The organism is Enterobacter sp. BNK-22 (assembly GCF_048684805.1).
Taxonomy (GTDB): domain Bacteria; phylum Pseudomonadota; class Gammaproteobacteria; order Enterobacterales; family Enterobacteriaceae; genus Enterobacter; species Enterobacter quasiroggenkampii.
Map to the genome: position 1 here is coordinate 3,572,278 of NZ_JBLQTT010000001.1, position 12,502 is coordinate 3,584,779.

Here is a 12,502-nt window from a genome sequence, read left to right on the forward strand (position 1 = left end):
GCGGCCAATTGAAGCGAGTATAGACGTTTCAGTCAGGGCTGGTAATAGACTGAAGTGCGGCGCAATTTTCTTTGCGCTACATTAATGCGGTTGCATTTAGGGGTACGATTTTGCATTGAATCGTGCATACTGTGCGCTTTTTGTGGGCCAAGGGACCAGGAACACATTTGTTATTCAAACGAAAAGACTAGTCTATGAGCACTGATAATAAGCAATCATTACCCGCAATAACGCTTGCGGCGATCGGGGTTGTCTACGGTGATATTGGCACCAGCCCGCTTTATACGCTTCGTGAATGTCTGTCCGGCCAGTTTGGCTTTGGTGTTGAGCGCGATGCCGTATTTGGCTTCCTGTCCCTCATCTTCTGGCTGCTGATCCTGGTGGTTTCTGTTAAATATCTTTCCTTCGTTATGCGCGCTGATAACGCGGGCGAAGGCGGTATCCTGACCCTGATGTCCCTTGCAGGGCGCAACACCTCCGCCAGAATGACCTCCGTGCTGGTGATTATCGGCCTGATTGGCGGCAGCTTCTTCTATGGAGAGGTGGTTATTACGCCCGCGATTTCGGTCCTCTCGGCGATAGAGGGGCTGGAGATTATCGCGCCGCAGCTTGATACGTGGGTGGTCCCGCTGGCGATAATCGTGCTGACGCTGCTGTTTGTGATCCAGAAGCACGGTACCGGGCTGGTGGGTAAACTGTTTGCACCAATTATGCTGGCCTGGTTCCTGATCCTGGCCGCGCTTGGCTTGCGCAGCATTATTGCTAACCCGGAAGTGCTGCATGCGCTGAACCCCTACTGGGCCGTGCATTTCTTCCTCGAATACAAAGTGGTTTCCTTCGTGGCGCTGGGGGCGGTCGTGCTCTCCATCACCGGCGTTGAAGCGCTGTATGCTGACATGGGTCACTTCGGGAAACTGCCTATCCGCGTGGCCTGGTTTATTGTGGTGCTGCCGTCGCTGGTGCTGAACTACTTTGGCCAGGGCGCGCTGTTGCTCAAAAATCCGGAAGCGATAAAGAACCCGTTCTTCCTGCTGGCGCCTGACTGGGCGCTGGTGCCGATGCTGATCCTGGCGACGCTGGCGACCGTCATTGCCTCTCAGGCGGTGATTTCCGGCGTGTTTTCTCTGACGCGCCAGGCCGTGCGTCTGGGGTATCTCTCGCCGATGCGCATCATCCATACTTCAGAGATGGAGTCGGGCCAGATCTACATCCCGTTCGTTAACTGGCTGCTCTATTTCGCGGTTGTGATTGTTATCGTCAGCTTCGAGCACTCCAGTAACCTGGCGGCGGCGTACGGTATTGCAGTAACCGGTACGATGGTGCTGACATCGCTTCTCTCCACTACGGTGGCGTACCGAAACTGGCACTGGAATAAATTCCTCGTGGCGATGATTCTGGTGGGCTTCCTGTGTATTGACGTGCCGCTGTTCTCCGCGAACCTCGACAAGATTGTCTCCGGCGGCTGGCTGCCACTGACGCTGGGTCTGGTGATGTTCATCGTCATGACCACCTGGAAAAGCGAGCGTTTCCGCCTGCTGCGGCGCATGCATGAGCACGGGAATTCTCTGGAGGCGATGATCGCTTCGCTGGAGAAATCTCCGCCGGTCCGCGTGCCGGGCACTGCGGTGTACATGTCTCGCGCCCTGAACGTCATCCCGTTCGCGCTGATGCATAACCTCAAGCACAACAAAGTGCTGCACGAGCGCGTGATCCTGCTGACGCTGCGCACCGAAGATGCGCCTTACGTTCATAACGTGCGTCGCGTGCAAATCGAGCAGCTCTCTCCGACATTCTGGCGTGTGGTGGCGAGCTACGGCTGGCGTGAAACGCCAAACGTGGAAGAGGTGTTCCACCGCTGCGGTCTGGAAGGGCTGAGCTGCCGGATGATGGAGACGTCGTTCTTTATGTCTCACGAGTCGCTGATCATCGGCAAGCGCCCGTGGTATTTGCGCCTGCGCGGCAAGCTGTACCTGATCCTGCAGCGTAACGCCCTGCGCGCGCCTGACCAGTTTGAGATCCCGCCTAACCGCGTGATAGAGCTGGGTACGCAGGTCGAGATTTAAGTCCTTTCGAAAATGCCGGGTGGCGCTTCGCTTACCCGGCCTACCAAACCCGTAGGCCCGTGCAAGCGAAGCGCCGGCGGGCAATTTCTCCCATCAATATTTCACTTAGCGAAACGTTTCGACGTCGATCACAAATCTGTTACGTCATGGTGGTTTTCTGAACATTTCTGAGGCTACACTTCTTTTAGCGAAACGTTTCGCTAGTGGAGCAAGAAAATGAAGAAAGGCACTGTACTCAACTCAGAAATCTCATCGGTTATTTCCCGTCTTGGGCATACCGATACGCTGGTGGTTTGCGATGCAGGCTTACCGGTTCCGCGCAGCACAACCCGTATCGATATGGCGTTAACGCAGGGCGTACCTTCGTTTATGCAGGTACTGGACGTGGTGACCGCGGAGATGCAGGTTGAGGCGGCCATTCTCGCGGCGGAAATCAAACAACATAATCCGCAACTCCACGAAACGTTGCTCAGACATCTTGAGCAACTGCAACAACACCAGGGAAACACCATCGAAATTCGTTACACAACGCACGAACAATTCAAACAACAAACCGCAGACAGTCAGGCGGTGATTCGCAGCGGGGAGTGTTCCCCGTATGCGAATATCATTCTCTGTGCTGGCGTCACCTTCTGAGGCCATCATGGACGCATTACTGCAACTCAAAGGGATCGATAAGTCGTTCCCGGGCGTAAAAGCCCTCTCCGGCGCGGCGCTGAACGTTTACCCCGGGCGCGTAATGGCGCTGGTGGGCGAAAACGGCGCCGGCAAATCCACCATGATGAAAGTGCTGACCGGTATCTATCAACGCGATGCCGGTTCACTCCTCTGGCGGGGTAAAGAAACCACCTTCACTGGCCCGAAATCTTCTCAGGAAGCGGGTATCGGCATTATTCACCAGGAGCTGAACCTGATCCCGCAGCTCACCATTGCGGAGAACATCTTCCTCGGCCGTGAATTCGTGAACCGCTTCGGCAAGATCGACTGGAAAACCATGTATGCCGAAGCCGACAAGCTGCTGGCGAAGCTGAACCTGCGCTTTAAGAGCGACCGCCTGGTCGGCGATCTCTCCATCGGCGATCAGCAGATGGTGGAAATCGCGAAGGTGCTGAGCTTTGAGTCGAAGGTCATCATTATGGATGAACCGACCGACGCCCTGACCGATACCGAAACCGAATCCCTGTTCCGCGTTATCCGCGAGCTGAAATCGCAGGGGCGCGGGATTGTCTATATCTCTCACCGTATGAAAGAGATCTTTGAAATCTGCGATGACGTCACCGTCTTCCGCGACGGGCAGTTTATTGCCGAGCGCGAAGTGGCCACACTGACCGAAGATACGCTCATCGAAATGATGGTGGGACGTAAGCTGGAAGATCAGTACCCGCATCTGGATAAAGCGCCGGGTGAGATCCGCCTGAAGGTGGACAACCTCTGCGGTCCGGGTGTGAACGACGTCACCTTTACCCTGCGCCAGGGCGAGATCCTGGGCGTGGCGGGCCTGATGGGCGCGGGACGTACCGAGCTGATGAAAGTGTTGTACGGCGCACTGCCGCGCACCAGCGGTTATGTCACCCTCGACGGCCATGAAGTGGTCACCCGCTCCCCGCAGGATGGTCTGGCGAACGGCATTGTCTATATCTCCGAAGACCGCAAACGCGACGGCTTAGTGCTGGGCATGTCGGTAAAAGAGAACATGTCCCTGACTGCGCTGCGCTATTTCAGCCACAGCGGCGGCAGCCTGAAGCATAAAGACGAGCAGCAGGCGGTGAGCGATTTTATCCGCCTCTTTAACGTCAAAACCCCGTCGATGGAGCAGGCGATTGGCCTGTTGTCCGGCGGGAATCAGCAGAAAGTGGCGATTGCGCGCGGGCTGATGACGCGCCCGAAAGTGTTGATCCTTGACGAGCCAACCCGCGGCGTGGATGTGGGCGCGAAGAAAGAGATCTATCAGCTGATTAACCAGTTCAAGGCCGACGGTCTGAGCATCATTCTGGTCTCTTCCGAGATGCCAGAAGTATTAGGCATGAGCGATCGCATTATCGTCATGCATGAAGGGCATCTCGGCGGTGAATTCACTCGCGAGCAGGCCACCCAGGAAGTTCTGATGGCTGCCGCTGTGGGCAAGCTTAATCGCGTGAATCAGGAGTAAGAAGATGACTACCCAGGCTGTTTCTGGTCGCCGCTATTTCACAAAGGCGTGGCTGATGGAGCAAAAATCGCTGATTGCCCTGCTGGTGCTGATCGCGATTGTGTCGACCATGAGCCCGAATTTCTTCACCGTAAATAACCTGTTCAACATTCTGCAGCAGACGTCGGTGAACGCCATTATGGCGGTCGGCATGACGCTGGTGATTTTGACCTCAGGGATCGATCTGTCCGTCGGTTCCCTGCTGGCCCTCACCGGCGCGATCGCCGCTTCGCTTGTCGGGATTGAAGTTAACGCGCTGGTGGCCGTGGCCGCGGCCCTGGCGGCAGGCGCGGCGATTGGCGCCGTCACCGGCGTGATTGTGGCAAAAGGCCGCGTTCAGGCGTTCATCGCGACGCTGGTGATGATGCTGCTGCTGCGCGGGGTGACCATGGTTTATACCAACGGCAGCCCGGTCAATACCGGCTTCACCGATAACGCCGATCTGTTTGGCTGGTTCGGTATCGGTCGCCCGCTGGGCGTCCCGACCCCGGTCTGGATCATGGCTATCGTCTTCCTGGCGGCGTGGTACATGCTGCACCATACCCGTCTGGGCCGTTACATCTATGCGCTGGGCGGTAACGAAGCGGCAACGCGCCTGTCCGGGATTAGCGTTAATAAAGTCAAAGTCATCGTGTATTCCCTGTGCGGTCTGCTGGCGTCACTGGCGGGCATCATCGAAGTGGCGCGCCTCTCTTCCGCGCAGCCGACGGCGGGTACGGGGTATGAGCTGGATGCCATTGCAGCTGTGGTTCTGGGCGGTACGAGTCTGGCGGGCGGTAAAGGTCGCATTGTTGGGACATTGATCGGCGCACTGATTCTCGGTTTCCTGAATAATGGTTTGAATTTGTTAGGTGTTTCCTCCTATTACCAGATGATCGTTAAGGCAGTGGTGATTTTGCTGGCGGTACTGGTAGACAACAAAAAACAGTAACTGACGACACTACAGGACATCTTAGATATGAACATGAAAAAACTGGCTACCCTGGTTTCCGCTGTCGCGCTGAGCGCAACCGTAAGTGCTAACGCCATGGCGAAAGATACCATCGCGCTGGTTGTCTCTACGCTTAACAACCCGTTCTTCGTCTCCCTGAAGGACGGTGCGCAGAAAGAAGCGGATAAACTGGGCTACAACCTGGTGGTACTGGATTCACAGAACAACCCGGCGAAAGAGCTGGCTAACGTTCAGGACTTAACCGTTCGTGGCACCAAAATTCTGCTGATCAACCCAACCGATTCTGATGCCGTAGGCAACGCCGTGAAGATGGCAAACCAGGCGAAAATTCCGGTGATCACCCTGGACCGTCAGGCAACCAAAGGCGACGTAGTGAGCCATATCGCGTCTGACAACGTTCTGGGCGGCAAAATCGCGGGTGACTACATTGCGAAGAAAGCCGGCGAAGGCGCGAAAGTTATCGAACTGCAGGGGATTGCCGGTACGTCTGCCGCCCGCGAGCGTGGCGAAGGCTTCCAGCAGGCGGTTGCAGCGCATAAATTCAACGTACTGGCCAGCCAGCCTGCGGACTTCGACCGTACTAAAGGTCTGAACGTTATGCAGAACCTGCTGACCGCACATCCTGACGTACAGGCGGTCTTCGCGCAGAACGACGAAATGGCGCTGGGCGCGCTGCGTGCCCTGCAGACTGCAGGTAAATCTGATGTGATGGTTGTCGGATTTGACGGCACGCCGGATGGTGAAAAAGCAGTAAACGATGGCAAACTGGCTGCGACCATCGCTCAGCTGCCTGAGCAGATTGGCGCCACTGGCGTTGAAACTGCCGACAAAGTGCTGAAGGGCGAAAAAGTTCAGGCTAAATACCCTGTTGACCTGAAGCTGGTTATCAAGCAGTAAAAGGCGAATCAGGCCGTCACGGCGGCCTGAGGGACACCAATAAAGAAAAGTGTGGCATACGCCACCGGGTAACACCGGTGGCGCTCTCAGATGGACAACCCAACCATGAAAACCGCAGGCAACCTCGTCGTCCTTGGCAGTATCAATGCCGATCACATTCTTAACCTTGAATCGTTCCCTGCACCGGGCGAAACCGTCACGGGTAGCCAGTATCAGGTCGCTTTTGGCGGTAAAGGGGCAAACCAGGCCGTTGCCGCTGGCCGCAGCGGAGCGAATATTGCGTTTATCGCCTGCACGGGCGATGACGATACCGGTGAGCGCGTACGCAAGCAGCTGGCAAGCGACAACATTGATATCGCACCGGTCAGCGTTGTTGCAGGAGAGTCTACCGGCGTGGCGCTGATTTTCGTCAACGCAGAAGGTGAGAATGTTATCGGTATTCATGCTGGCGCTAACGCAGCGCTGACGACGGAGCGCGTAGAAGCGCAACGTGCAATCATCGCCGGAGCGGAAGCCCTGCTCATGCAGCTGGAGTCACCGGTTGAAAGCGTGCTGGCCGCGGCGAACATTGCGCATGAAAATCATACCACTGTCGTACTTAATCCGGCCCCTGCCCGTGTATTATCTGACGAGCTGCTGGCGCTGGTGGACATCATCACGCCGAACGAAACCGAAGCCGAAAAGCTGACGGGCATTCGCGTTGAAAACGATGATGATGCCGCGCGAGCCGCGCGTGCGTTGCACGACAAAGGCATCGGAACGGTGATCATCACCCTGGGCAGCCGTGGGGTATGGGCAAGCGTAAACGGTGAAGGCCGTCGCGTGCCGGGCTTTAAGGTGAAGGCGATTGATACCATTGCAGCGGGAGATACCTTCAACGGTGCACTGGTGACCGCGCTGCTGGAAGGCAAGAGTATGGATGATGCGATCCGCTTCGCGCATGCGGCTGCCGCGATTGCGGTGACGCGCAAGGGCGCTCAGCCTTCCGTTCCGTGGCGTAAAGAGATCGATGAATTCTTAAGTCAGCAGGGGTAACGCTTGGCCACAATGAAAGATGTCGCTCGCCTGGCGGGCGTTTCTACCTCGACGGTGTCTCACGTCATTAATAACGATCGCTTCGTCAGCGAGGCGATTCGGGAAAAAGTCGAAGCGGCAGTAAAAGATCTCAACTATGCGCCGTCTGCGCTGGCGCGTAGCCTTAAGCTCAACCAGACGCGTACGATCGGTATGCTGATCACCGCCAGTACCAATCCCTTTTATTCTGAGCTGGTTCGTGGCGTGGAGCGCAGCTGCTTCGAGCGTGGCTACAGCCTGGTGCTGTGCAATACCGAAGGGGACGAGCAGCGCATGAACCGTAACCTGGAAACGCTGATGCAAAAACGCGTCGACGGGCTACTGCTGCTGTGTACCGAAACGCACCAGCCCTCGAAAGAGATTATCCAGCGCTACCCCTCCATTCCCACGGTGATGATGGACTGGGCGCCGTTCGACGGCACCAGCGATCTTATTCAGGATAACTCTCTGCTGGGGGGCGATATGGCCACCCAGTATCTGATCGATAAAGGCTATACCCGCATCGCCTGTATTACCGGTCCGCTGGACAAAACCCCGGCGCGTTTGCGACTGGAAGGGTATCTCGCCGCGATGGCGCGGGCGGGCCTTTCCGTGCCGGAAGGGTACCGTATTACCGGTGATTTTGAGTTTCACGGTGGTTTTGAAGCGATGCAGACGCTGCTGGCGCAGCCGCAGCGTCCGCAGGCGGTGTTTATCGGCAACGACGCCATGGCGTTTGGTGCCTATCAGGCGTTATATCAGGCCGGTTTGCGTGTTCCCGACGATATGGCGGTAATCGGCTACGATGATATTGAGCTGGCCAGCTATATGACGCCGCCGCTCACCACCATCCATCAGCCAAAAGATGAGCTGGGCGAGCTGGCCATCGATGTGTTGATCCACCGAATGGCTCAGCCCACGCTGCAGCAGCAACGCCTGCAGCTTACTCCTGTTCTGATGGAGCGGGGTTCGGTTTAGCTTTCGCCTTATGGCGTTCTTTTATCAGGTTACGGCCATCTTTCGGTTTTAACAGCATAAAGACCAGCGCTGAAACGACGGTGAGTGCGCCCATGGTGATAAAGGTATAGTGGAACTGCTCGACGGTGTTCGCGCTGTCGAAACCTTCATAAAACCGCAGTACCGCCGCGCTCACGGCCACCCCTAAACTGATCGACAACTGCTGGGTGACTGCCAGCACGCTGTTGCCGCTACTGGCGTTCTCGTCGGTCAGATCCGCAAGAGTGATGGTGTTCATTGATGTGAACTGCGTCGACATCGCCATGCCCAGCACAAACAGCGGCAGTATCAGCATCCAGACGGGAAGCGAGGCGGACTGCAGCGAGAACTGCGCAATCATCAGGCCAATAAAGACCGTCACGCCAACCAGCGTCTTGCGATAGCCAAACCAGCGTAGCACCTGCGTCACGGTCGATTTTGCCAGAATCGAGCCCATCGCCGTAGGGGCCATCATGCAGCCGGCAATCAGGGCCGGATAGCCGAAACCGACCTGCAGCATCAGTGGCATCAGGAACGGTACGCAGCCGGTTCCCAGACGCGAGGCAATGTTTCCCGCGATCCCGACGGAAAAGGTTCGGGTGTTGAAGAGCCCAAGAGAGATTAACGGCGTCGGGTGACGGCGCGCGTGACGTATATAAAGAAGGAACAGCAGAATCCCGGCGAGGATAACGGAGAGCGCCATCCATGTCGCGACGATCTTCTCGCCAAACAGCTCCATCCCGCTGGAGAATAGCACCAGGCTTAGGCCAAACAGGAAAAATCCCCCCATGTCGAAGCTGCGTCTTGGCGTGGTGAAGTTAGGCATATATTTGCGGGCATACAGCAGCCCCGCAACGCCAATCGGAATATTAATCAGGAAGATCCAGTGCCAGCTTGCCCAGGTGACAAACACGCCACCGAGTACCGGGCCAAGTATCGGGCCGACCAGTCCCGGCATGGTGACGAAGTTGAGCACGGGAAGCAGTTCGCTTCGAGGGTAGGCTCGTAATAAGGCAAGGCGTGCCACGGGCATCATCATCGCGCCGCCAATGCCCTGTAATACGCGGAAGATAACCAGTTCCGTTAAGGACGAGGAGAGCGCACAGGCCAGCGAACCGAGCGTAAAGAGCGTTACGGCCAGCATGAAAACTCTGCGGGTACCGAAGCGGTCGGCCAGCCAGCCGCTAACCGGAATTAACATTGCGACCGTCAGGGTGTAGCTGATGATGGCGGACTGCATCGCCAGCGGGGAGCGGTTAAGGCTTTGCGCAATAGCGGGAAGCGCGGTGTTGAGGATGGTGGCATCCAGTGCCTGCATAAAAAACGCCATGGCTGCAATCCACGGCAATCCGGCCATGCTGCGCGCTTTTTTCTTTGTCATCTATTTACCTGCTGGTGGGTTGGCGCAGCCAGTAATGCCTGGCACGCACTCAGGGCTCGCTGCCCGTCGCTTTCCTGAATGGCATCTACTATCGCCTGATGCAATTCCAGTTTTACCACGTCGTTTTGTGTAATAGAGGTAAAGTAAGTGTGGTACACCGAATGGAATAATGAGGCAAAAGAGGTGAGGAACGGATTGGCGCTCATCATATAGATATGTTCATGCCAGGCCATATCGACTTCAACCCAGCGTTCGCGGTTGAAGTGTTTTTTCAGGAACACCATCTCTTCCATCAATGCGTTAAGCTGCGCTTTTTGCTCTGCCGTGCCAAGCGTGGCGGCAAGCAGACATGCCTGAGGTTCAAGACTGCTGCGCATCACCAGAAAGTGATCGACAACCTGATGAAAGTTATCTTCCGTCATCCACCAGGAGAGCAGCTCCTGATCGAGAAAATTCCAGTTACTCTGGGGCATCACGCGCGTGCCAATACGCGGGCGCGGAAGCACCATCCCTTTTGCCGTCAGGGTTTTCACCGCCTCGCGAACCGCGGTACGGCTCACCCCAAACTGCTCACCCAGCTCCATTTCACCCGGCAGGATGCTACCCGGGGCATATTTACCCGCTAGAATTCGCTGCGCCAGCTTTTCTGCCAGCACATACGACAGGTTTTTTTGGGCGGCCAGCTGTTGTGCGCTTAATGGCATCGCTTTTATTCCTTAAAGATTCATGCTGATAATTATGCCACCTCGAATGTGATTGTGGTTGCAGATACATCAAATAGAACAATTTGTAGCTTGATTTCACCGCTGCTGGTGAAAAAAAACACGGATAGAAACTTTTTTTAAATTTCCTCTTGTCACGCCGGAATAACTCCCTATAATGCGCCTCCACTGACACGAAACAACGGCACACACGCCGCCGGGTCAGTAGAGAATAGCGAAAATAAACGCTTGACTCTGAAGCGGGAAAGCGTAATATGCACACCCCGCGCCGCAGCGAAAACGAAGCGGCACTGCTCTTTAACAATTTATCAGACAATCTGTGTGGGCACTCAAAGTGACATGGATTCTTAATGTCTTCGGACAATAAATGAATACCAAGTCTCTGAGTGAACATACGTAATTCATTACGAAGTTTAATTCACGAGCATCAAACTTAAATTGAAGAGTTTGATCATGGCTCAGATTGAACGCTGGCGGCAGGCCTAACACATGCAAGTCGAGCGGCAGCGGAAAGTAGCTTGCTACTTTGCCGGCGAGCGGCGGACGGGTGAGTAATGTCTGGGAAACTGCCTGATGGAGGGGGATAACTACTGGAAACGGTAGCTAATACCGCATAACGTCGCAAGACCAAAGAGGGGGACCTTCGGGCCTCTTGCCATCAGATGTGCCCAGATGGGATTAGCTAGTAGGTGGGGTAACGGCTCACCTAGGCGACGATCCCTAGCTGGTCTGAGAGGATGACCAGCCACACTGGAACTGAGACACGGTCCAGACTCCTACGGGAGGCAGCAGTGGGGAATATTGCACAATGGGCGCAAGCCTGATGCAGCCATGCCGCGTGTATGAAGAAGGCCTTCGGGTTGTAAAGTACTTTCAGCGGGGAGGAAGGCGGTGAGGTTAATAACCTCACCGATTGACGTTACCCGCAGAAGAAGCACCGGCTAACTCCGTGCCAGCAGCCGCGGTAATACGGAGGGTGCAAGCGTTAATCGGAATTACTGGGCGTAAAGCGCACGCAGGCGGTCTGTCAAGTCGGATGTGAAATCCCCGGGCTCAACCTGGGAACTGCATTCGAAACTGGCAGGCTAGAGTCTTGTAGAGGGGGGTAGAATTCCAGGTGTAGCGGTGAAATGCGTAGAGATCTGGAGGAATACCGGTGGCGAAGGCGGCCCCCTGGACAAAGACTGACGCTCAGGTGCGAAAGCGTGGGGAGCAAACAGGATTAGATACCCTGGTAGTCCACGCCGTAAACGATGTCGACTTGGAGGTTGTGCCCTTGAGGCGTGGCTTCCGGAGCTAACGCGTTAAGTCGACCGCCTGGGGAGTACGGCCGCAAGGTTAAAACTCAAATGAATTGACGGGGGCCCGCACAAGCGGTGGAGCATGTGGTTTAATTCGATGCAACGCGAAGAACCTTACCTACTCTTGACATCCAGAGAACTTAGCAGAGATGCTTTGGTGCCTTCGGGAACTCTGAGACAGGTGCTGCATGGCTGTCGTCAGCTCGTGTTGTGAAATGTTGGGTTAAGTCCCGCAACGAGCGCAACCCTTATCCTTTGTTGCCAGCGGTCCGGCCGGGAACTCAAAGGAGACTGCCAGTGATAAACTGGAGGAAGGTGGGGATGACGTCAAGTCATCATGGCCCTTACGAGTAGGGCTACACACGTGCTACAATGGCGCATACAAAGAGAAGCGACCTCGCGAGAGCAAGCGGACCTCATAAAGTGCGTCGTAGTCCGGATTGGAGTCTGCAACTCGACTCCATGAAGTCGGAATCGCTAGTAATCGTAGATCAGAATGCTACGGTGAATACGTTCCCGGGCCTTGTACACACCGCCCGTCACACCATGGGAGTGGGTTGCAAAAGAAGTAGGTAGCTTAACCTTCGGGAGGGCGCTTACCACTTTGTGATTCATGACTGGGGTGAAGTCGTAACAAGGTAACCGTAGGGGAACCTGCGGTTGGATCACCTCCTTACCTTAAAGAACCTGCCTTTGCAGTGCTCACACAGATTGTCTGATGAAAAGTAAATAGCAAGGCGTCTTGCGATTGAGACTTCACGTCCCCTTCGTCTAGAGGCCCAGGACACCGCCCTTTCACGGCGGTAACAGGGGTTCGAATCCCCTAGGGGACGCCACTTGCTGGTTCGTGAGTGAAAGTCACCTGCCGTCATATCTCAAAACTGACTTGCGAGTCATGTTTGAGATATTTGCTCTTTAAAAATCTGGATCAAGCTGAAAATTGAAACGA

General features: G+C 55.6%; 9 protein-coding genes, 1 tRNA gene and 1 rRNA gene. 9 read left to right on the plus strand and 2 right to left on the minus strand.

The window, feature by feature from the left end; translation table 11 throughout:
• The first annotated feature begins 194 nt into the window (after nucleotides 1–194).
• The 7 genes from kup (at nucleotide 195) to rbsR (ending at nucleotide 8,131) form a co-directional block, all read left to right on the plus strand.
• Nucleotides 195–2,063: a low affinity potassium transporter Kup gene (gene kup / locus ACMGGE_RS16855; protein ID WP_008500202.1), complete on the plus strand. Its 1,869-nt coding sequence runs from the start codon at nucleotides 195–197 to the stop codon at nucleotides 2,061–2,063.
• A gap of 216 nt (nucleotides 2,064–2,279) precedes the next feature.
• Nucleotides 2,280–2,699 (plus strand): D-ribose pyranase, encoded by a 420-nt coding sequence (gene rbsD, locus ACMGGE_RS16860; RefSeq protein WP_375602196.1) that lies wholly within the window; start codon nucleotides 2,280–2,282, stop codon nucleotides 2,697–2,699.
• Between the two features lie 7 nt (nucleotides 2,700–2,706).
• Nucleotides 2,707–4,212: a ribose ABC transporter ATP-binding protein RbsA gene (rbsA, locus tag ACMGGE_RS16865; RefSeq protein WP_420294192.1), complete on the plus strand. Its 1,506-nt coding sequence runs from the start codon at nucleotides 2,707–2,709 to the stop codon at nucleotides 4,210–4,212.
• Between the two features lie 4 nt (nucleotides 4,213–4,216).
• Nucleotides 4,217–5,182 (plus strand): ribose ABC transporter permease, encoded by a 966-nt coding sequence (gene rbsC, locus ACMGGE_RS16870; RefSeq protein ID WP_021242657.1) that lies wholly within the window; start codon nucleotides 4,217–4,219, stop codon nucleotides 5,180–5,182.
• A 27-nt stretch (nucleotides 5,183–5,209) separates the two neighbouring features.
• Nucleotides 5,210–6,100, plus strand: coding sequence for a ribose ABC transporter substrate-binding protein RbsB (gene rbsB, locus ACMGGE_RS16875; protein WP_008503498.1), 891 nt, complete (start codon nucleotides 5,210–5,212; stop codon nucleotides 6,098–6,100).
• A gap of 105 nt (nucleotides 6,101–6,205) precedes the next feature.
• The gene (rbsK, locus tag ACMGGE_RS16880) at nucleotides 6,206–7,135 is read left to right on the plus strand and encodes a ribokinase (protein WP_048030351.1); all 930 of its coding nucleotides are present in this window, start codon (nucleotides 6,206–6,208) and stop codon (nucleotides 7,133–7,135) included.
• A gap of 3 nt (nucleotides 7,136–7,138) precedes the next feature.
• Nucleotides 7,139–8,131, plus strand: coding sequence for a ribose operon transcriptional repressor RbsR (gene rbsR, locus ACMGGE_RS16885; protein ID WP_074180468.1), 993 nt, complete (start codon nucleotides 7,139–7,141; stop codon nucleotides 8,129–8,131).
• On the opposite strand, the gene mdtD is transcribed toward rbsR, so the two are convergent.
• Nucleotides 8,097–9,530, minus strand: a complete 1,434-nt coding sequence (gene mdtD, locus ACMGGE_RS16890; protein ID WP_420293979.1) for a multidrug transporter subunit MdtD — start codon at nucleotides 9,528–9,530, stop codon at nucleotides 8,097–8,099. The genes rbsR and mdtD overlap by 35 nt on opposite strands.
• Nucleotides 9,527–10,234, minus strand: coding sequence for a FadR/GntR family transcriptional regulator (locus tag ACMGGE_RS16895; protein ID WP_069719794.1), 708 nt, complete (start codon nucleotides 10,232–10,234; stop codon nucleotides 9,527–9,529). Before ACMGGE_RS16895 ends, mdtD begins: the two co-directional genes overlap by 4 nt.
• 453 nt (nucleotides 10,235–10,687) lie before the next feature.
• On the opposite strand from ACMGGE_RS16895, the gene ACMGGE_RS16900 reads away from it, so the two are divergent.
• Nucleotides 10,688–12,229, plus strand: a 16S ribosomal RNA gene (locus ACMGGE_RS16900).
• Between the two features lie 84 nt (nucleotides 12,230–12,313).
• Nucleotides 12,314–12,389: transfer RNA gene (locus ACMGGE_RS16905), tRNA-Glu, on the plus strand.
• Nucleotides 12,390–12,502: the final 113 nt, after the last annotated feature.